22 protein-coding genes and 7 tRNA genes are annotated in these 20,202 nt (G+C 44.6%); 25 read left to right on the top strand and 4 right to left on the bottom strand.

Going from position 1 to position 20,202, the window contains the following annotated elements; all coding sequences use genetic code 11:
* The first annotated feature begins 8 nt into the window (after positions 1-8).
* The 8 genes from metK (at position 9) to ruvX (ending at position 6,739) form a co-directional block, all read left to right on the top strand.
* The gene (metK, locus tag AC3CHU_RS02180; protein ID WP_065102940.1) at positions 9-1,163 is read left to right on the top strand and encodes a methionine adenosyltransferase; all 1,155 of its coding nucleotides are present in this window, start codon (positions 9-11) and stop codon (positions 1,161-1,163) included.
* A 367-nt stretch (positions 1,164-1,530) separates the two neighbouring features.
* Positions 1,531-2,328, top strand: a complete 798-nt coding sequence (locus AC3CHU_RS02175; RefSeq protein WP_488525000.1) for a DUF2189 domain-containing protein — start codon at positions 1,531-1,533, stop codon at positions 2,326-2,328.
* 78 nt (positions 2,329-2,406) lie between these two features.
* Positions 2,407-2,907 (top strand): SprT family zinc-dependent metalloprotease, encoded by a 501-nt coding sequence (locus tag AC3CHU_RS02170; RefSeq protein WP_488524999.1) that lies wholly within the window; start codon positions 2,407-2,409, stop codon positions 2,905-2,907.
* A gap of 97 nt (positions 2,908-3,004) precedes the next feature.
* Positions 3,005-3,736 (top strand): endonuclease, encoded by a 732-nt coding sequence (locus AC3CHU_RS02165; RefSeq protein WP_488524998.1) that lies wholly within the window; start codon positions 3,005-3,007, stop codon positions 3,734-3,736.
* Positions 3,737-3,895: 159 nt separating this feature from the next.
* Complete coding sequence (gene rsmE / locus AC3CHU_RS02160; RefSeq protein WP_017077778.1) at positions 3,896-4,627, top strand: 16S rRNA (uracil(1498)-N(3))-methyltransferase; 732 nt, start codon at positions 3,896-3,898, stop codon at positions 4,625-4,627.
* Positions 4,628-4,636: 9 nt separating this feature from the next.
* Complete coding sequence (gene gshB / locus AC3CHU_RS02155) at positions 4,637-5,587, top strand: glutathione synthase (protein ID WP_488524997.1); 951 nt, start codon at positions 4,637-4,639, stop codon at positions 5,585-5,587.
* Positions 5,588-5,703: 116 nt separating this feature from the next.
* Positions 5,704-6,267 carry a YqgE/AlgH family protein gene (locus tag AC3CHU_RS02150; protein ID WP_171317521.1) on the top strand — a complete coding sequence of 188 codons (564 nt, stop codon included), beginning with the start codon at positions 5,704-5,706 and terminating at the stop codon, positions 6,265-6,267.
* 49 nt (positions 6,268-6,316) lie between these two features.
* On the top strand, positions 6,317-6,739 hold the full coding sequence (ruvX, locus tag AC3CHU_RS02145) for a Holliday junction resolvase RuvX (RefSeq protein ID WP_146454210.1): 423 nt from the start codon (positions 6,317-6,319) through the stop codon (positions 6,737-6,739).
* 343 nt (positions 6,740-7,082) lie between these two features.
* On the opposite strand, the gene AC3CHU_RS02140 is transcribed toward ruvX, so the two are convergent.
* Together AC3CHU_RS02140 and AC3CHU_RS02135 are read right to left on the bottom strand one after the other, a co-directional pair.
* A complete protein-coding gene (locus tag AC3CHU_RS02140) occupies positions 7,083-8,192 on the bottom strand; it encodes a PilT/PilU family type 4a pilus ATPase (protein WP_065205686.1) in 1,110 nt (369 codons plus the stop codon).
* A 14-nt stretch (positions 8,193-8,206) separates the two neighbouring features.
* Complete coding sequence (locus AC3CHU_RS02135; protein WP_146454212.1) at positions 8,207-9,244, bottom strand: type IV pilus twitching motility protein PilT; 1,038 nt, start codon at positions 9,242-9,244, stop codon at positions 8,207-8,209.
* A gap of 26 nt (positions 9,245-9,270) precedes the next feature.
* On the opposite strand from AC3CHU_RS02135, the gene AC3CHU_RS02130 reads away from it, so the two are divergent.
* The 7 genes from AC3CHU_RS02130 (at position 9,271) to hemW (ending at position 14,124) form a co-directional block, all read left to right on the top strand.
* A complete protein-coding gene (locus AC3CHU_RS02130; protein WP_136994590.1) occupies positions 9,271-9,975 on the top strand; it encodes a YggS family pyridoxal phosphate-dependent enzyme in 705 nt (234 codons plus the stop codon).
* Positions 9,976-10,057: 82 nt separating this feature from the next.
* Positions 10,058-10,876 carry a pyrroline-5-carboxylate reductase gene (gene proC, locus AC3CHU_RS02125; RefSeq protein ID WP_017077774.1) on the top strand — a complete coding sequence of 273 codons (819 nt, stop codon included), beginning with the start codon at positions 10,058-10,060 and terminating at the stop codon, positions 10,874-10,876.
* 75 nt (positions 10,877-10,951) lie between these two features.
* Positions 10,952-11,509: a YggT family protein gene (locus tag AC3CHU_RS02120; RefSeq protein WP_004735475.1), complete on the top strand. Its 558-nt coding sequence runs from the start codon at positions 10,952-10,954 to the stop codon at positions 11,507-11,509.
* 29 nt (positions 11,510-11,538) lie between these two features.
* A complete protein-coding gene (gene yggU / locus AC3CHU_RS02115) occupies positions 11,539-11,829 on the top strand; it encodes a DUF167 family protein YggU (RefSeq protein WP_009847703.1) in 291 nt (96 codons plus the stop codon).
* Between the two features lie 28 nt (positions 11,830-11,857).
* A complete protein-coding gene (locus AC3CHU_RS02110) occupies positions 11,858-12,289 on the top strand; it encodes a DUF4426 domain-containing protein (RefSeq protein WP_004735472.1) in 432 nt (143 codons plus the stop codon).
* A 48-nt stretch (positions 12,290-12,337) separates the two neighbouring features.
* On the top strand, positions 12,338-12,937 hold the full coding sequence (locus AC3CHU_RS02105; protein ID WP_151408615.1) for an XTP/dITP diphosphatase: 600 nt from the start codon (positions 12,338-12,340) through the stop codon (positions 12,935-12,937).
* Complete coding sequence (hemW, locus tag AC3CHU_RS02100; protein WP_488524996.1) at positions 12,937-14,124, top strand: radical SAM family heme chaperone HemW; 1,188 nt, start codon at positions 12,937-12,939, stop codon at positions 14,122-14,124. Before AC3CHU_RS02105 ends, hemW begins: the two co-directional genes overlap by 1 nt.
* Before the next feature lie 256 nt (positions 14,125-14,380).
* Here the strand turns inward: hemW and glsB are convergent, their stop codons facing one another.
* Both glsB and trmB read right to left on the bottom strand, forming a co-directional pair.
* Positions 14,381-15,301 (bottom strand): glutaminase B, encoded by a 921-nt coding sequence (gene glsB, locus AC3CHU_RS02095; RefSeq protein ID WP_004735469.1) that lies wholly within the window; start codon positions 15,299-15,301, stop codon positions 14,381-14,383.
* Between the two features lie 187 nt (positions 15,302-15,488).
* The gene (gene trmB, locus AC3CHU_RS02090) at positions 15,489-16,208 is read right to left on the bottom strand and encodes a tRNA (guanosine(46)-N7)-methyltransferase TrmB (protein WP_004735468.1); all 720 of its coding nucleotides are present in this window, start codon (positions 16,206-16,208) and stop codon (positions 15,489-15,491) included.
* Positions 16,209-16,373: 165 nt separating this feature from the next.
* On the opposite strand from trmB, the gene mutY reads away from it, so the two are divergent.
* From mutY to AC3CHU_RS02040, 10 genes are all read left to right on the top strand, one after another.
* A complete protein-coding gene (gene mutY, locus AC3CHU_RS02085; RefSeq protein WP_004735467.1) occupies positions 16,374-17,435 on the top strand; it encodes an A/G-specific adenine glycosylase in 1,062 nt (353 codons plus the stop codon).
* A gap of 28 nt (positions 17,436-17,463) precedes the next feature.
* Positions 17,464-17,736, top strand: a complete 273-nt coding sequence (locus AC3CHU_RS02080) for an oxidative damage protection protein (RefSeq protein ID WP_004735465.1) — start codon at positions 17,464-17,466, stop codon at positions 17,734-17,736.
* 69 nt (positions 17,737-17,805) lie between these two features.
* Positions 17,806-18,939: a membrane-bound lytic murein transglycosylase MltC gene (gene mltC / locus AC3CHU_RS02075; protein ID WP_488524995.1), complete on the top strand. Its 1,134-nt coding sequence runs from the start codon at positions 17,806-17,808 to the stop codon at positions 18,937-18,939.
* Between the two features lie 103 nt (positions 18,940-19,042).
* Positions 19,043-19,118, top strand: a tRNA-Phe gene (locus AC3CHU_RS02070).
* Between the two features lie 74 nt (positions 19,119-19,192).
* Positions 19,193-19,268 (top strand) — tRNA-Thr (locus AC3CHU_RS02065).
* A 7-nt stretch (positions 19,269-19,275) separates the two neighbouring features.
* Positions 19,276-19,351: transfer RNA gene (locus tag AC3CHU_RS02060), tRNA-Phe, on the top strand.
* Between the two features lie 56 nt (positions 19,352-19,407).
* Positions 19,408-19,483 (top strand) — tRNA-Asn (locus AC3CHU_RS02055).
* A 70-nt stretch (positions 19,484-19,553) separates the two neighbouring features.
* Positions 19,554-19,629, top strand: a tRNA-Thr gene (locus tag AC3CHU_RS02050).
* A gap of 7 nt (positions 19,630-19,636) precedes the next feature.
* Positions 19,637-19,712: transfer RNA gene (locus tag AC3CHU_RS02045), tRNA-Phe, on the top strand.
* A gap of 56 nt (positions 19,713-19,768) precedes the next feature.
* Positions 19,769-19,844 (top strand) — tRNA-Asn (locus AC3CHU_RS02040).
* The last annotated feature ends 358 nt before the right edge of the window (positions 19,845-20,202 follow it).

Raw genomic sequence — 20,202 nt, 5'->3', positions numbered from 1 at the left:
GAGCTCTCATGGCTAAGCACCTATTCACTTCTGAATCTGTTTCAGAAGGCCATCCAGATAAAATTGCAGACCAAATCTCTGATGCTGTTCTTGATGCCATCTTGGAACAAGATCCAAAAGCACGTGTTGCTTGTGAGACTTACGTAAAAACCGGCATGGTTATGGTTGGCGGTGAAGTAACAACGTCTGCATGGGTTGATATCGAAGAAATCACTCGTGAAACAGTTCGTGAAATTGGTTACGTTCATTCTGATATGGGCTTTGACGCTGACTCTTGTGCAGTACTAAACACAATTGGTAAGCAGTCTCCAGACATCAACCAAGGTGTTGATAAAGCCGATCCTAAAGATCAAGGCGCAGGCGACCAAGGTATCATGTTTGGTTACGCGACTAACGAAACACCAATCCTAATGCCAGCTCCAATTACTTACTCTCACCTTCTTGTTAAGAAGCAAGCTGAAGTACGTAAGAGCGGCAAGCTTGACTTCCTTCGCCCAGATGCGAAATCTCAAGTAACGTTCCAATACGACCAAGGTAAGATTGTTGGTATCGACGCTGTTGTTCTTTCGACTCAACACTGTGATTCAGTAACAACACCTGACCTACGTGAAGCGGTAATGGAAGAGATCATCAAGCCAGTACTTCCTGCTGAGTGGATCAACAAAGACACTAACTTTTTCATCAACCCAACCGGCCGTTTCGTAATCGGTGGCCCAATGGGTGACTGTGGTCTAACAGGTCGTAAGATCATCGTTGATACCTACGGCGGCGCAGCTCGTCACGGTGGCGGTGCATTCTCTGGTAAAGATCCATCAAAAGTTGACCGTTCTGCAGCTTACGCAGCTCGTTACGTTGCGAAAAACATCGTTGCTGCTGGTATGGCTGACCGTTGTGAGATTCAACTGTCTTACGCTATCGGTGTTGCAGATCCAACATCTATCATGGTTGAAACGTTTGGTACTGAGAAAGTAGCTCACGAAATCATCATTGAAGCCGTTCGTCAAAACTTCGACCTACGTCCATACGGTCTTCAAGAGATGCTGAACCTTCTTCAGCCTATCTACAAGCAGACTGCTGCATACGGCCACTTCGGTCGTGAAGAGTTCCCTTGGGAAGCGACTGACAAAGCAGCAATCCTTGCGGACTTCGCTGGCCTAAAATAATTTAGCCACTGCGATTTGTTTCTTTAAAGTCCTTACTGCTTAGTAAGGGCTTTATTTTTATGTACTTACCAAACCTTTCCTTACTAGACCACCCTGCCCAAGTCTTCTTTACCGTTAACCACTTAGTATAAAAACCCACCGATAATTTGTGTTTTCGAACACTACTGACAATAGTTAAGGTAACTCCTAGGCGATCAAGCTCACATTTAACTCAAAGTAATTCAGTCTGATAGCTCTCGTTAAATGCACGCTAGAACAATAACTGGGACGAAAAAGAGCATTTTAGCTCAATACCATAATCCTCATATGATCGCAATACTGAGCTTTATGGAACTATAACTAGGACGTTATTTAACTAGGGGGATATATGCCTCGTACTGTACACCCATCCGAACTGAACGATAAGAAACACAAGGTCAGCGATCCGGATTATGCTCGCACCATTCCTTGTAACCAAGTAAGCATATCCGCCCCATTCCATTGGTTATCGCTTGCACTGCATGACTTAGTGAGAATGCCATTAATTAGCGCATTTTACGGTTTGTGCTTTATGGGTGCGGCCATCGCCATTGTTCAACTTGTCCAATGGCAAGGAACACATTTGGTCGTTATGCCAAGCTTGATTGTGTACATGCTAATAGGGCCGTTTCTTGCCCTAGGCTTGTATGACGCAGCCTGGGAAAGAGAAAAGGGGCACAACGCTAGCCTACTGCACTCGATGAAAGCCATCACGCGGAACTCAACCCACCAATGGGCGTTTGCGATTGTATTAATGGTCGCGATGATATTCTGGATGCGTATCGCTGCATTATTGCACGCACTTTACCCTTCAGTACAAGGTGCACCATTGACCGAATTTGCTCCCTTCTTAATTACAGGGTCTGTGATTGGTTTTGTTATCGCTAGCCTGATATTTAGCATCTCAGCATTTTCGATTCCATTGATGATGGAAAGACGTGTAGATGTAATGAGTGCCATTTTTACTAGCTTCAACGCTGTTAAATCAAACATCCCTGCGATGGTCGTTTGGGCTGGTATCATTGGTACAGGTATCTTAGTCGGCTTCGCGACCTACGGTGTGGGTATGATTGTAACGATGCCATTACTTGGCTACGGAACATGGCATGCTTACCACGAAGTCATCAAAAAGAAACATCACGTTTAAATCGTTTCACGATCGATGAGCAATGTTATGATGAGGCCTTAGCTTAAACGCTGAGGCTTTTTTTGGAGTTAACAACGCTTGTCTTACACCCCGCAACAACATCGAGTAAATAAAAAACTGGGCGAATGCCTAGCTATTGCTAATCAACATTTTTCTCGTGAATTTCCATGCCCAACCGTCACTTACAAGTTAAGAGGAAAGGCAGCGGGAAAAGCCTACCTCCAATTAAACGAGATAAAACTCAACCAAGTGCTATTCAGCGAAAATGAAGACGCCTTTATTAACGAGGTTGTACCTCATGAACTCGCACATCTGATCACACATCAGGTCTTCGGACGAGTTAGGCCTCACGGCAATGAGTGGAAATACGTGATGGAAAGGGTATTCAATGTACCGGCCAAAACGACCCACAGCTTGGAGATAACCTCAGTGCAGGGCAAAACTTTTGAGTATCGCTGTGATTGCACCACTTATCCCCTATCGATAAGACGACACAACAAAGTCATCCGCAACCAATCAACGTATCGTTGCCAACAATGCCAGCAAACCTTAGCTTTTACTGGCCTTCAATTGAGCTAAGTCTTAAGCTCATAAGTTAACGCGAATAAATGTAATAGAGAGAACTAACATTTGAGTGCTAGACTGTTGTTTATCATACTTTCATCAGTCTTTCTCTATGCAAAAAACCACTCCAAAAGCATTTGGCCTATCGGTGTCCTTTTACTTATCAATAGTATTTGGCCTACTGGTAACCCAAAGCGTTTTCGCCGCTCCACCAAGCTCCTTCTCCAAAGCAAAAAAAGAAGCCGTGAAGATTTATCTCGATCACCCGACTTCATTTTATTGTGGTTGCGACATCACTTGGAAAGACAAAAAGAAAGGTATCCCCGACCTCGACGGCTGTGGTTATCAAGTGAGAAAACAGCAAAAGCGCGCTTCCCGTATTGAGTGGGAACACGTGGTTCCAGCTTGGCAATTCGGCCACCAGCGTCAGTGCTGGCAAGATGGCGGACGTAAGAACTGCACTCGCAATGACAAAATATTTAAATCGATGGAAGCCGACCTTCATAATCTAACTCCGGCAATTGGCGAGGTTAACGGTGATCGATCCAATTACAATTTCAGTCAGTGGAATGGAATGGATGGCGTGAGTTACGGTCAGTGTGAAATGCAGGTCAACTTCAAACAACGTAAGGTGATGCCGCCAGACAGAGCAAAAGGTTCTATCGCGCGTACTTATCTTTATATGAGCCAAGAGTATGGTTTCAAACTATCTAAGCAGCAGACTAACCTGATGATGGCGTGGAACAAGCAATTCCCTGTCGATAAGTGGGAATGTACTCGTGATAAGCGAATCTATGCGATCCAAGGTAATCACAACCCATTTGTTTTCCCTGCTTGTAAATAACACGACTCAGGCAACCAACATCTCCAATTGCCTCCATCTCAAACAAGAGTTTCAGAATTGCCCCTGAAACTCTTGCTCTACCCTTGTTTTTTCAACTAAAAGCATCCATGTTAGGCAGAGACAAAATACCCAAATGACACTATTTATAGGTTTACCAGCATGAGAATCCCTCGTATCCATCACCCAGAACGCATTCATCAGTTAGGTTCACTCGCTTTAGGCGAAGATGCCGCGGGTCATGTTGGTCGAGTCCTTCGTATGAAAGAAGGTCAAGATGTTCTTCTATTTGATGGCAGCGGCGCTGAATTCCCAGCGACAATCGCTGAAGTATCAAAAAAGAACGTCACAGTTAATGTTACTGAGCGTATCGAGCGTAGCAGCGAATCTCCGTTAGACTTACATTTAGGCCAAGTGATTTCACGTGGCGACAAAATGGAATTCACGATTCAGAAATCGGTTGAGCTTGGTGTGAACACCATTACCCCCCTTATTTCAGAGCGCTGTGGAGTTAAGCTTGATACTAAACGCTTCGAGAAAAAGCTCGCGCAGTGGCAAAAGATTGCTATCGCGGCATGTGAACAATCTGGCCGTAATACGGTTCCAGTTATTCGCCCAATAATGCAACTTGAAGAGTGGTGCAGCGAACCGAGCGAAGCGTTAAAACTAAACCTGCATCCTCGTGCAAAATACTCAATCAATACCCTTCCAGAACCCATCAGTAAGGTGCGCCTATTGATCGGTCCTGAAGGCGGACTGTCAGCTGAAGAAATCGGTATGACAGAACAATACAAATTTGAAGAGACGCTACTCGGCCCACGTGTACTTCGTACCGAGACAGCAGCTCTAACCGCAATTACTGCCTTACAAGTCCGTTTTGGCGATCTAGGCTAGGAGAAAAAAATGATCAAACTTGGCATCGTAATGGATCCAATTTCATCCATTAACATCAAAAAAGACTCTAGCTTTGCCATGATGCTTGAAGCTCAGCGTCGTGGTTACGAAATCCATTACATGGAAATGGATGATCTACATTTAGATCAAGGCGTAGCCATTGCTGACACTAAGGTTGTTGAACTAAAAGAAGATCCAAACGGTTGGTACGAGTTCAAATCAGAACAGACTATCACTCTCTCTGATTTAGATGCGGTACTGATGCGTAAAGATCCTCCGTTTGATACAGAATACATCTACGCAACTTACATTCTTGAGCGTGCTGAAGAGAACGGCGCACTGATCGTAAACAAGCCACAAAGCTTACGTGACTGTAACGAGAAGCTATTCACAGCTTGGTTCCCTGAACTGACACCAACCACCATCGTGACTCGTAAATCTGAAAAAATTAAAGCGTTCCGAGAAGAACACGGTGACGTGATTCTAAAACCACTTGATGGTATGGGCGGCGCGTCTATCTTCCGAGTGAAAGAGGGAGATCCAAACGTATCAGTGATCATTGAAACACTGACTAACCACGGTCAGAACTACGCAATGGCGCAAACTTTTGTTCCAGACATCAGCAATGGTGATAAGCGTATTCTTGTGGTTGATGGTGAGCCAATGCCTTACTGTCTAGCTCGTATTCCTGCAAAAGGGGAAACTCGAGGTAACCTTGCTGCTGGCGGTACAGGTGAAGCTCGTCCGCTAAGTGAAACAGACTGGGCTATCGCAAGAGCAGTTGCTCCTGCACTGAAAGAGAAAGGCTTAATCTTTGTAGGGCTTGATGTTATCGGCGACAAGCTGACTGAAATTAACGTCACTAGCCCTACTTGTATCCGTGAAATTGAAGCCGCTTTTGATATTTCAGTTACGGGTAAATTAATGGATGCAATTGAGCGTCGCGTTAACGCTAAATAGCCTAAACTAAAGAAAGTCTTAGCTATTCGAAAACACAGAAATATCTAGGCAAAGAACAATGAGCGGCTTTACGCCGCTCTTTTTCCTTTACTAGGAACACACTGGCAGGAGGCTCTATGAATTTAACGAACCACTTTCTGGTTGCTATGCCCGGAATGAAAGACCCATACTTTCAAAATTCGGTGATTTACCTTTGTGAGCACAATGACGAAGGCGCGATGGGTTTGATGATCAACGCCCCTATCGATGTCACTGTCGGTAGCATGCTTAAACAAGTTGAGGTTGATTCTGAACAGCCAAAATCCAACCAAGCAAGTCTTGATAAGCCTGTATTGAATGGGGGGCCGGTCGCAGAAGACCGTGGGTTTATTTTGCACAAACCTAAAGGCAGCTATCAATCCAGTATCAGCATGACGGATCAAATATCGGTGACAACCTCAAAAGATATCTTGATGGTATTAGGTACAGAAGATGAACCGATGAATTATCTAGTCGCTCTTGGTTATGCCGGATGGGAACCTGGGCAACTGGAAACCGAACTGACTGAAAACTCATGGTTAACCGTAGAAGCAGATCCAAAGGTCATCTTCGATACGCCAATTTCAGACCGCTGGAAAGTCGCAGTGCAGATGTTAGGTATTAATGCCGCTCAGCTTTCTGCTGACGCTGGTCACGCCTAACTCAGACTCAGTATATAAACTCTCAAACACAGATTAATTTGGAAACCCCATGTCACGAACAATTATGGCATTTGACTACGGTACAAAAAGTATCGGCAGTGCGATAGGACAAGAGATCACAGGCACAGCCAGCCCTTTAAAAGCCTTTAAAGCGAAAGATGGCATCCCAAACTGGGATGACATCGAAAAGCAAATCAAAGAGTGGCAGCCGAATATTATCGTGGTTGGTCTTCCTACCGACCTTCATGGTAAAGATCTAGCCGCGATTACACCAAGGGCGAAAAAATTCGCTAACCGTCTTAAAGGACGCTTTGGTGTCGATGTTGAATTACATGATGAGAGACTTTCTACGACAGAAGCTAGGGCCGACCTTTTTGAAATGGGCGGCTATAAAGCACTAAGTAAAGGTAACGTCGATAACCAATCCGCAGTTGTTATTCTAGAAAGTTGGTTTGAAGCACAATATTCTTAGTAAAAACTAAGCGATTAACATTTGAGCTAATTTATGATCCCACATGAATTTCACGCCGTAGTGCCAGTGCAATTCATAATAAGGACGTGGGAGTTCATATGAAAATTTTTTAGTCATCTTCGCTTCTCTAGCAATCACAGCATGCAGCTCTATGAGCGGAGGCTCAGCAGGTTATACCGGTGAACAATATCCGACAAAAATCAAATTAGAGAAAGAACGAGGATATTCTGGTAAAAACAATAGTTACGGCAACCACTAAATTATCTAGCCTCAAAAAACCGCCTTCACAGCGGTTTTTTAGCGTTCAGCATTCAGCATTCAGCATTCAGCATTCAGCATCAATCTAACCCATATCAATCTTCACGCCAGCCAAAGCACCAGTTCCGTAGTCATCATCACCACGTCTGGTTTTTAGCATTAAGCGTAAGTCATTCGCGGAATCAGCACTGTGGAATGCGTCTTCTTCACTGATCTTGCCTGCAAGCACCAAGTCATACAACGCTTGGTCAAAGGTCTGCATACCAATCTCTTTCGATTTAGCCATAGTCGCTTTTAGTTCATGCAACTCACCACGACGAATCAAGTCAGACACTCGCGGGCTGTTAAGTAGAATCTCAAACACGCCATGGCGACCGCTGCCATTCTTATCTCGGATTAATTGCTGAGCGACCACACCACGTAGATTCATCGACAGATCAAACAAGAACTGCTCTTTCTGCTCTTTAGGCACCAAGTGAAGAATACGTTCTAACGCTTGGTTGGCATTATTCGCGTGCAGTGTTGCCATACACAAGTGACCCGTTTCAGCAAAGGTCATCGCGTATTCCATGGTTTCACGGCTACGGATTTCGCCAATCAAAATCATATCAGGTGCTTGGCGCAAAGAGTTCTTAAGCGCAACTTCATAACTCTCGGTGTCGAGCCCAACCTCACGTTGAGTCACGATACACTTTTTATGTTCGTGAACGAATTCAATCGGGTCTTCAACCGTCAAAATATGCCCGGAACGATTGGTATTGCGATAACCTGTCATCGCAGCCATCGAGGTTGACTTACCGGAGCCCGTCGCCCCAACCACCAGCACAAGTCCACGCTTTGCAATTGACAGGTCTTGCAGTACATCAGGAAGCTTTAATTGCTCAAAGGTTGGGATGTTAGTCTCGATACGACGAATTACCGCTCCTGGTAGCTCTCGTTGAAAGAATGCGCTAACACGAAAACGGCCAAAATCACGCACGATGGCAAAATTAGCCTCACGCGTTTGCTGATATTCATCACGTCGGTCTTGATCCATCATCGCGTCAAGCAACTGTGCGACCTGAGCCGAATTCAGCTTATCTCCTTGAGGGCGAAGTTCACCATCCACACGAAACAGGATTGGAGCATCGACAGTGATGTAAAGATCCGACGCTTTTTGTGAAAGCATACCTTCAAGGATTTGATTCAATTCCATTTTGTTCACCTTGATTAAAACATAGAGGTTTGAATTTCGATCTTTTTCTCGACCTCTTCCGAATCAACCAAACCTTGAGCCATAAGCTGCTTCGCATTTTGCTCCATGGTTTGCATACCATGTGCAGCGCCCGTTTGAATGATAGAGTACATCTGCGCGACCTTGTCTTCACGGATCAAGTTTCTGATCGCTGGCGTCGCCATCATGATTTCATGACAAGCTACACGACCACCACCGACACGCTTTAACAGCTTCTGGGCAATCACCGAACGTAACGATTCAGACAACATTGAACGCACCATGTCTTTGTCGCTACCTGGGAATACATCGATAATACGATCTATAGTTTTAGCCGCAGAACTGGTGTGTAGAGTACCAAACACTAAATGCCCAGTTTCTGCTGCTGTTAGCGCCAAGCTAATCGTTTCTTGGTCACGAAGCTCACCGACAAGGATAACGTCCGGGTCTTCACGTAACGCACTGCGCAGCGCCGCTTTGAAGCTGTGAGTATCACGATGAACTTCACGCTGATTAACGAGACATTTATTATTGGTATGCACAAATTCGATCGGATCTTCAATCGTCAGAATATGCTTGTTGTGGTTGCGATTTACGTAATCGACCATTGCCGCCAAAGTTGTCGATTTACCAGAACCCGTAGGACCAGTGACCAGCACTAAGCCTTTTTCGTAGTTGGCAATCTTTTCAAAAATATCAGGTGCGCCTAACTGCTCTAACGTGGGAATTTCTACAGGGATAGTTCGAAAGACAGCTGCGCAACCACGAGCTTGGTTAAAAGCATTAACACGGAAACGACCAACATTGGGTAATTCAAAAGAGAAGTCGACTTCCAGTTTTTCTTCGAACTCACCACGTTGTGAATCACTCATGATCTCAAAAACCAAACGATGCACATCGGCATGACTCAAAGCTGGTATTCCAAGCTTCCTTACTTCACCATCTATACGTACCATTGGAGATACACCCGCAGAAAGATGTAGATCTGACGCGTTATGCTTTACACTAAAATCTAGTAACTCAGTGATATCCATTTATTTTCCCTTAAGTAAAGTCAGCTATGAGTAGTATTCAACAAAATATCGAACAAATCACCTCACAGATACGTAGTGCTGAGCAAAAGTGCGGACGAGCTCCAGAGTCCGTGCAACTTTTAGCCGTCAGCAAAACTAAACCTATTGATGCGATTCTAGAAGCCGCACTCGGAGGCCAAGTTGCCTTTGGTGAAAACTATGTTCAAGAAGGTGTTGATAAAGTAAAACACTTTTCAGAACAACATTCTAACTTAAATTTAGAGTGGCATTTTATTGGCCCAATTCAATCCAATAAAACCCGCCCAATCGCAGAAAGCTTCCAATGGGTGCATTCTGTTGAACGCGATAAGATCGCACAAAGACTTAGTGATCAACGACCAAGCGAACTTCCACCTTTGCAAGTTTTGATTCAGGTAAACACCAGTGGTGAAGAATCCAAGTCTGGAACGTCAGAAGAAACAGTTTTTGCACTCGCGGAGTTGATTTCGTCGCTCCCTAACCTCACGTTAAGAGGATTGATGTCGATTCCTGCAAACGTATCTGACTATCAATCTCAGCTTAATGCATTTTCTCAACTGGCGGATCTTAAAGGCAAGCTAGCCGTGAAGTATCCAAACATAGATACCCTTTCGATGGGTATGAGTGGTGATATGGATGCAGCAGTTGAGGCCGGTAGCACAATGGTTCGTATTGGAACGGCTATCTTCGGTGCTCGTGATTACACGAAATAGTCTTAGTAAGTAACTAACGACAAGTACAAGTATTGATACCGCTTCGCTTTAACCGCGCAGCGACACGCTCAGGATTTTATATATGGAACATAAGAATATCGCCTTTATTGGGGCGGGAAATATGGTTCGCTCAATTGTAGCGGGCTTAGTGGCGAGTGGTTACCCAGCACAAAAGATTACGGCCACAGCCCCTTCAGACACCAGAAGGCTGCCGTTAGAGCAAGAGTACGGCATCAATACCACCAGCGATAATATTGCCGCAGCAGAGCAAGCAGACGTTGTTGTGCTATCCGTGAAACCACAAATGATGGCTGATGTATGTAAACCCTTACAAGATATCGACTTCAGCAACAAACTGGTTATCTCAATTGCAGCGGGTATTAATGCGAATCGACTCAATGAGATGTTAAACTGCCAACTGAACCTTGTACGTGTTATGCCAAACACGCCATCACTGCTTGGTAAAGGGATGAGTGGCCTTTATGCTGACTCAACGGTTAGTCAGGGCGATAAAGAGTTCGCTTCTCAGCTAATGCAAGCCGTAGGTGAGGTAAGCTGGGTTGAACAAGAGTCTGGCATCAACAACATCATTGCGGCGGCGGGGAGTGCTCCGGCTTACTTCTTCCTGTTTATGGAAGCGATGCAAGCTGAAGCAATTAACCAAGGTTTTGACCAAGAAACCGCTCGTAAATTAGTGCAGCAATCTGCATTAGGCGCGGCAGAGATGGTAGTAGCAAATCCAAATACTGAATTATCAACACTGCGTGAGCAAGTGACTTCAAAAGGCGGAACGACCGCAGAAGCATTGCGCACGTTTAACGACCATCAACTATCAGACATCGTAGCGAAAGCCATGCAAGCGGCGGTTGCTCGAGCTGAAGAGATGGAAAAACTGTTTTAATACTCGTTACAGTACAAAAGCATTGTGCCGTTCGGGTTATACCTAGCGGCAAGTAAATCCGAAAAAGGAAACAATATGAATTCGATGAGCTTTCTGATCTCGACCGTTTTTGATCTTTACATCATGGTTGTGATCTTGCGTATCTGGCTACAAGCATCACGTGCAGATTTCTACAACCCATTCTCACAATTTATCGTAAAAGCGACACAACCGGTTGTTGCCCCACTACGCCGAGTGATTCCATCAATAGGCAGCCTTGACCTGGCGACAGTTGTTTTCGCTTATGTGCTGTGTGTACTTAAGTTCGTCGCTCTAAACTTGATTATCTCTGGCGGTGCGGCTGTATTTGATATCAGCTTCCTGATCTTTGGCGCACTATCTCTGCTAAAAGCGGCTGGTGGGTTAATTTTCTGGGTTCTGCTAATCCGTGCAATCCTGAGCTGGGTTAGCCAAGGCCGTAGCCCAATCGAATACGTATTCCATCAATTAACAGAACCAATGTTAACGCCGATTCGCCGTATCCTTCCTGATATGGGTGGCTTCGACCTAAGTGTGCTTGTTCTGTTCATTGTTCTGCAATTTGCGAACTTCCTAATGGGCGACATGATCGGTCCTATTTGGTATCAGCTATAATTCAAGTACGAACATCAGGTACTTTGACGATGCCAAAAGCAGTTTGGGCCGAAGAGGACGATATTCTTCTTAGGCTCTATATCCAACCCAAAGCAAGCCGAGACAAGATTGTCGGCTTGCACGGAGAGGAACTGAAAATTGCCATTACTGCACCACCGGTTGATGGCAAAGCAAATGCTCACTTAGCGAAATACCTTGCGAAACAATTTAAGGTCGCTAAAGGGCAAATTAAGATAGAAAAGGGAGAGCTCGGTCGGCATAAGCAAGTTCGAATATGCTCACCAAGCCAGATCCCAACTGAAGTCAAAGCCATCCTATGATGGCTTTTTGCTATTTATTGGAGTCATTATGCGTCTATGGATAACAGCACTACTCACCGCTCTGATTGCCCTACCAAGCTCGGCAGGACAGTTTAAAAGTATCAAGGATGTCGAGGTTCATTACTCGGCTTTCAATTCCACGTTTTTAACTGCGCAGGTTGCTAAGCAATATAAGCTGAAACGAAACGGATACTCAGCAATTCTAAATATCAGCGTGCTAGACAACGCTTCCCTAGGCAAGCCAGCAACAACGGCTAAAATTACGGGAACAGCACGAAACCTAGTAGGTAACACTCGCACGCTTAACTTCCGTGAAATAAAGGAAGGCGATGCGATTTATTACCTTGCAGAGTTCCCTATCACTCACGAAGAAAACATCACTTTTAATATTGATGTTAACGCAGGTTTAAAAGGCACTGGTCCACTGCGTTTCACACAAAAATTCTATATAGAAGAGTAGCTTCAAAGCTCACTTTTCTAGTCATTAACTTATTAGAGCCACATCCCCATGAGTAAGATTGTTTTAGCAACAGGCAACCAAGGCAAAGTTCGCGAGATGGCAGATATTCTGTCTGAGTTTGGTTTCGACGTTGTCGCGCAAAGTGAGTTTAACGTTTCAGAAGTCGCTGAAACGGGAACAACTTTCATTGAAAATGCCATCATCAAAGCTCGCCACGCTGCGAAAGAGACGGGGCTACCAGCCATTGCTGACGATTCTGGCTTAGAAGTTGATTACCTTAATGGTGCACCCGGTATCTACTCAGCGCGTTACTCAGGTGAAGGGGCGACTGATAAGCAAAACATCGAAAAGCTGTTAGACGCCATGCAAGGTGTGGCTACTGAAAAGCGTACCGCTCGTTTCCACTGTGTGTTGGTGCTAATGCGTCACGAAAACGATCCAACACCATTGGTGTGTCACGGTAAATGGGAAGGTCGTATTCTGACTGAAGAACACGGTGAGAATGGCTTTGGCTACGATCCTGTATTCTTTGTGCCAGAAGATAACTGCGCCTCAGCAGAGCTTGAATCATCACGTAAGAAGCAACTGTCACACCGTGGTAAAGCTCTCGCGTCATTATTCAAGACTCTCAAGGAGCAAGCTCTGTAATGTACAATGCAGCGCTAATACCACCCGCACTCAGCCTTTATGTCCACATCCCATGGTGTGTACAAAAGTGTCCGTATTGTGATTTTAACTCTCATGCTCTAAAAGCCGAGATTCCTGAAAAAGAGTACATCGATGCTCTGCTTGAGGATCTCGATACCGATATCGAAAAGTACCAACTCAATGACGCACCTCGCCCATTGCATTCGATCTTTATTGGTGGCGGCACGCCGAGTCTATTTTCTCCAGAAGGAATAGGTCGATTACTGCAAGGTATTGAACAACGCATCCCGTTCAAACCTGAAATAGAAATCACTATGGAAGCCAATCCGGGCACCATAGAGGCAGAACGTTTCGCTGGTTACCAAAAGGCAGGCATCACTCGAATCTCGGTAGGTGTACAAAGTTTTGAGCAAGAGAAACTGGAAAGGCTTGGCCGTATTCATGGTCAAGATGAAGCGGTCAACGCAGCTCACTTAGCGCATAAAATCGGATTGAACAGCTTCAACCTAGATCTAATGCACGGCTTACCGGATCAAAGCATTGATCAAGCCTTGGCTGATTTGGACAAAGCGATCGAGCTCAATCCTCCACATTTGTCTTGGTATCAGCTAACAATAGAACCTAACACCATGTTCTATTACAAAACGCCAAAGCTACCTGACGATGATGACCTTTGGGATATCTTCGACTTAGGCCATAAGAAGCTCGCAGACGCAGGTTATGTACAATACGAAATTTCAGGCTACAGCAAGCCGGGATATCAGTGTCAGCATAATCTCAACTACTGGCGCTTTGGTGACTACCTAGGTATAGGCTGTGGCTCTCATGGCAAGCTGAGCTTTGCAGATGGACGTATTGTTCGCACCACTAAGGTTAAACACCCTAGAGGTTACCTAGCCGCGTATCAGAATCTGGTGAAGCCCTATCTGTCGGATGAACTTGAAGTACCTAATGACGACCGCCCTTTCGAGTTCTTCATGAACCGCTTCAGGCTAATGGAAGCGTGTCCAAAGCAAGATTTCATTGATACGACTGGGTTAGAGTTTGATTCGATTCAGCCAACGATAGAGTGGGCCAAAGATCTCGGTTATCTCAATGAAACCGACAGCCATTGGCAGATCACTGAAAAAGGAAAACTCTTCTTAAACGATTTGCTTGAAGCGTTTATGGCTGAAGAAGACGAATAGTTCGAGATTCGAGAAGTATTGCGTAAGGGTTGGCTTTAGGGTCAACCCTTTTCTAATTTGCACGCCGACAAATAATAGATTCCCGGTTACGCTCCTTCGTCGCTATCGGGAATGACGGGTATCAAACAAGTCTTATCCCCCAAGAAGTTAGGGGCCAGTACGTCGAAAGTTACAAACAACACCGTCATCCTCAAGAACGAGGGACGAGTGAGTTGGGGATCTCTTGCAAATGTAGAACCCCAACTAAAAAGCGCTTTTAAAAAATAGAACGACCAATACGCTCAGAGAGCAATTCTAAAGCCTGAGTTCCCGCCAGTGAATTACCCGACGCGTCCAGTTCTGGAGACCACACCGCGATCGTCATTTCGCCAGGAACAATTGCAATAATCCCGCCACCGACACCAGACTTTCCGGGCATACCAACACGATAGGCAAACTCTCCCGCCCCATCATACAAACCACATGTCGCAAGCAAAGCATTCAGCTGTTTGGTTTGAACTGGCGTGATGATCTCTTTCTTGGTTTGAACCGACACACCTTTATTTGCCAAATAGCTAAAGGTTTTTGCCAAGTCCACACAGGTCATTTTAAGCGCACAAGCATGGAAGTAATTGTTGAGTACGGGGATAACATCGTTCTCAAAGTTACCAAATGAACGCATCAAATACGCGATGGCAGCGTTGCGATCGCTGTGCATCATCTCAGAAGCCGCCACAACCTTGTCATACACAATATGAGTATCGCCCGATAGCTGACGCACAAATTCTAATAAACGGTGTCTTGGTGCAGATAGACGGCTTTGCAATAAGTCAGCAACGATAATGGCGCCAGCATTAATAAACGGGTTACGAGGGATGCCGTGCTCCATCTCAAGCTGAATCATCGAGTTAAAGGCTTGTCCTGAAGGCTCCTTCCCTACTCGCTGCCAAATCTCTTCCGGCTTATACAACACCATCGCTAACGTCAGGCTTAAAGCTTTAGAGATTGATTGCACTGAAAAGGCTTCATCGGCATCGCCAGCTTGAATGACTTCACCTTCATTGGTGTATACCGCAATCGCCAGTTTCTGATTAGATACACGAGCCAATGCAGGAATATAATCAGCGACCTTTCCCTGACCAATTAAAGGGCGAACTTCATCTAAAATCTCGGCCAAAATAGCTTGAGTTGGTTTCATGTTTGCTTACTTCTTTATTGTTATTTTTGTAGGGGGTGTGACATTACTTTCTGTCCTTAAACCTTTATCGCAATAAAAGCCTAAGGACAAAAAAGCCAACATTACAATAATGTTGGCTTTAATCAATCCCATAAAGTGTAGGGTTTAATCCTAAGTCGGATTCACCTTCACTTAATTTGATTCAGAATTACTTAGTACGCTTAAACTTAATGTCCCAAACACCATGACCTAAACGGTGGCCACGCGCTTCAAACTTAGTTAGTGGACGCTCGTCTGGACGAGGAATGTAATCACCATCTTCAGCGATATTCTCGAAACCTGGAGCTACGTTCATCACTTCAATCATATGTTCTGCGTAGTTTTCCCAGTCTGTTGCCATGTGGAAAATACCAGTATCAAGTTGAAGCTTGCCGCGAACCATCTCTGCAAACTCAGCCTTAACGATACGACGTTTGTGGTGACGAGCTTTATGCCATGGGTCAGGGAAGAACAGTTGCAGTGTATGCAGGCTGCTGTCTGGGATCATGTGTTCAAATACTTCTACTGCATCGTGACACATTACACGCAGGTTAGTTACGCCAGCATCGCGAGCTGTACCTAAACACGCACCAACACCTGGGCTGTGAACTTCAATACCTAAGAAGTTTTTCTCAGGCGCATTCTTTGCCATTTCAACCAGTGATGCACCCATACCGAAGCCAATTTCTAGTACAACAGGGTTGTCGTTGCCAAACACTTCTTTCCAATTAAGAAGTTCTGGGTTGTAGTCGATACCCATTGTTGGCCAACATTCGTTCATCGCGTTTTCTTGGCCTTTTGTTAAGCGGCCTTCGCGGCGAACAAAACTACGGATCTTACGAACCAGTTTGCCGTCTTCAGTATATTCGTTAGTGGTCACTTCACTCATTGATTTTTGCCTGCACATTGATTAATCAAAGCGGGGATTATCCAAAGAATTGCCTCCGGTGCAAGTCTTTCCGTGGATAAATTCCCACACAATTTGTCTGTTTTACATCCAACCGTAAGTGTGGTGCAATTTCACTCCTAATAATAGCAAAGCATAGAGCATGTCGTGACTCCTTTCGCAACTGCCATATTAAAGTGGTATGACGCCTTTGGGCGTAAAGAATTACCTTGGCAACAAAATAAAACCGCCTACACCGTTTGGCTATCTGAAATCATGCTTCAGCAGACTCAAGTCGCCACGGTGATTCCATACTACCAGCGCTTCTTAGAACGCTTCCCAACGGTTATTGACCTAGCGAACGCCGAACAAGATGAGGTGCTGCACTTATGGACAGGGCTTGGCTATTACGCGCGAGCTCGTAACTTGCACAAGGCTGCCAAAATTGTTGCCGAGCAATACGGTGGTGAATTTCCGCTTTCTATCGAAGAAATGAACGCGCTACCGGGTATTGGACGCTCCACTGCCGCTGCAGTGCTGTCCTCTGTGCATAAACTTCCTCATGCGATTCTTGATGGCAACGTCAAGCGCACCTTGGCGAGAAGCTTTGCAGTAGAAGGTTGGCCTGGGCAAAAGAAAGTTGAAAATCAGCTGTGGGAACACGCAGAAGCACACACCCCCAACCAAGATGTTGATAAGTACAATCAAGCCATGATGGATATGGGTGCGATGGTTTGTACCCGTAGCAAGCCTAAATGTACCTTATGCCCGATTGAAAGCATGTGTGAAGCTAAGAAGCTCGATAAACAGCTCGATTTCCCTGGTAAGAAGCCTAAGAAAGAAAAGCCAATAAAAGAAACATGGTTTGTGATTCTGTACCACAACAATCAAGTATGGCTCGAACAACGCCCTCAATCTGGTATCTGGGGAGGGTTATTCTGTTTCCCTCAAAATGAAAACGCAGAGATCGAACATCAATTAGATCTTCGTTCGATCAAAGACAATGAAACCGATTCGATCAAGACCATGATTGCGTTTCGACATACTTTCAGCCACTACCACTTAGATATCACGCCTGTATTAGTAAAATTAGATAAACAACCAGATTTGATAATGGAAGGGACTAAAGGTCTCTGGTATAACTTATCAAAACCGGAAGAAATTGGCCTAGCCGCTCCTGTAAAGCAGCTTATTGAGAGCCTACCCTTTGAACTGAACGACGACGTTTGAATCAACGAACGCGATAAGAGGAACCACTATGAGCCGCACTGTATTTTGTGCTCGCCTTCAAAAAGATGCTGAAGGCCTAGATTTTCAACTTTACCCAGGTGACTTAGGTAAGCGTATCTTTGACAACATCTCTAAAGAAGCTTGGGGACAATGGCAAAGCAAGCAAACCATGCTTATCAATGAGAAGAAGCTAAACATGATGGATCCTGAACATCGTAAACTTCTTGAAACTGAGATGGTTAACTTCCTTTTCGAAGGTAAAGATGTCGTTATTGATGGCTACACTCCACCAAGCGAATAAGACATTTATTTAAGCAAATTTTAATGACATCATGGTTAACGCTGCGATGTCATTTTTGTATGAGGAACTATGAAAAAGCTAAGTTACTTCCTAACAGCCATGTTGTTAACTGGCTGCAGTCGTGAATTTGTCGAAAGCATTTATGATGTTAATTACGAACCAACCAACCGATTTGTCAGTAATTTAGCGGAGCTACCCGGTCAATTTGAAAAAGACACTGGGGCGTTAGATTCTTTAATTAATAGCTTTTCTGGCAATATCCAAAAACGTTGGGGCAGCAGTGAAGTAAAGATGGCGGGCAAGAGTAACTATGTGAAATACATAGATAACTACTTGAGCCGTTCAGAAGTAAACTTTAGCCAAGGCCTAATCACAGTTGAAACCGTTTCCTCAACGGATCCTAAAAAGCACCTTAAAAATGCGATAATGACGACACTTTTGACGCCAGATGATCCTGCAAATGTCGATCTGTTCTCCTCCAAAAGCATCAAGTTAGAAGGCCAACCTTTCCTCTATAACCAAGTCGTTGATCAGGATAATAAGCCTATCCAATGGACATGGCGTGCTAACAAATTTGCTGATTACCTGATCGCCAATAACCTAAAAACCAAGGAAGTCGACTTTAAAAAAGCGTATTACGTCGAAATTCCAATGGTGGCCGATCACGCCAGCAAACGAAGCTATAAGTACGCCGATATCGTTCGTCGCGCATCCCAACGTTATGACATCCCTGAAGACTTGATTTACGCGATCATCAAAACAGAGAGTAGTTTTAACCCATACGCTGTGAGTTGGGCGAACGCTTATGGTCTTATGCAGGTAGTCCCAAAAACCGCAGGTCGAGATGTCTTTAAGCTTGTCAAAAAGAAACCTGGAGAACCAAGTCCTGAGTACTTATTCAATCCAGAAAACAACATTGATGCTGGCACTGCGTACTTTTACATCCTTAAAAATCGTTATTTGAAGGACGTGCAGCACCCAACAACGCTTGAGTACAGCATGATCTCAGCATACAACGGTGGCACTGGTGGGGTACTAAATACCTTCAGCAAAGACCGAAAGCGAGCAATGCGTGACTTAAATTCATTGCAACCTAGTCAAGCTTACTGGGCACTGACAAAGAAACACCCAAACAAAGAGTCGCGTCGATACTTAGAAAAAGTAACAAAATTCAAGAAAGATTTTAACCAAGGTAAAACGTAAGCCTCACTTTTGAATAAAAAAACAACTAACGAACGTTTTTTTTAATTATTTTCAAAAAAGGTGTTGACGGTTATGCAGAAAATCCGTTTAATAGCGCTCCGTTGCCCGGATAGCTCAGTCGGTAGAGCAGAGGATTGAAAATCCTCGTGTCGGTGGTTCGATTCCGCCTCCGGGCACCACAATTTGATTTGTTGGTGTCATTACTCTTTAACAGGGAGTAGCAACACGAACAAAAGCATAAAGAATTTAGTGTGCCGACTTAGCTCAGTAGGTAGAGCAACTGACTTGTAATCAGTAGGTCACCAGTTCGACTCCGGTAGTCGGCACCATTCTTTTGCCTCGATAGCTCAGTCGGTAGAGCAGCGGATTGAAAATCCGCGTGTCGGTGGTTCGATTCCGCCTCGAGGCACCATTATTTGGTACTTAACAAATAATGGTCTTTATAGACCTGATGTTGAGACAAGTAATTCCCCTTTAGTTCAGTTGGTAGAACGGCGGACTGTTAATCCGTATGTCGCAAGTTCAAGTCTTGCAAGGGGAGCCATTTTAAAGAACTTCATTTTATGTGAGGTTTTAATTAGAGAGTAAACTCTCTAAAGCAAAGAATTTAGTGTGCCGACTTAGCTCAGTAGGTAGAGCAACTGACTTGTAATCAGTAGGTCACCAGTTCGACTCCGGTAGTCGGCACCATTCTTTTGCCTCGATAGCTCAGTCGGTAGAGCAGCGGATTGAAAATCCGCGTGTCGGTGGTTCGATTCCGCCTCGAGGCACCATTATTTGGTACTTAACAAATAATGGTCTTTATAGACCTGATGTTAAGACAAGTAATTCCCCTTTAGTTCAGTTGGTAGAACGGCGGACTGTTAATCCGTATGTCGCAAGTTCAAGTCTTGCAAGGGGAGCCACATTCAAGAAAGCCAAGTCGAAAGACTTGGCTTTTTTTCGTTTGAGCAAAAGCTAACTCTATTCAGTATTGCCGCCAGCTCAACATCAAGCCCTGATCATCCCCATAAAGTTAAAGCATCCCCTTTCCTATCTCGACAGTACCCATCCTTGAATTCGTTCAAACCCTCTCGATACAAACTAAACCATCACTGAAATTAAGCACCTTTAGCCGCGTATCGTCACATGAAAACAAACAGAATGACAACTCGTTACTTTTTTTGCTTCGTAAATTTAATCTTCATCATGTTTTGATATCTTTCTGATATCTGCCCTACACGACTTAGATTAAGATTCGATGAATTATATCTAATACTAATT

The sequence above is a fragment of the Vibrio sp. QJM3NY_39 genome, from assembly GCF_057785895.1.
This window is presented reverse-complemented; position numbering and strand designations above follow the sequence as displayed.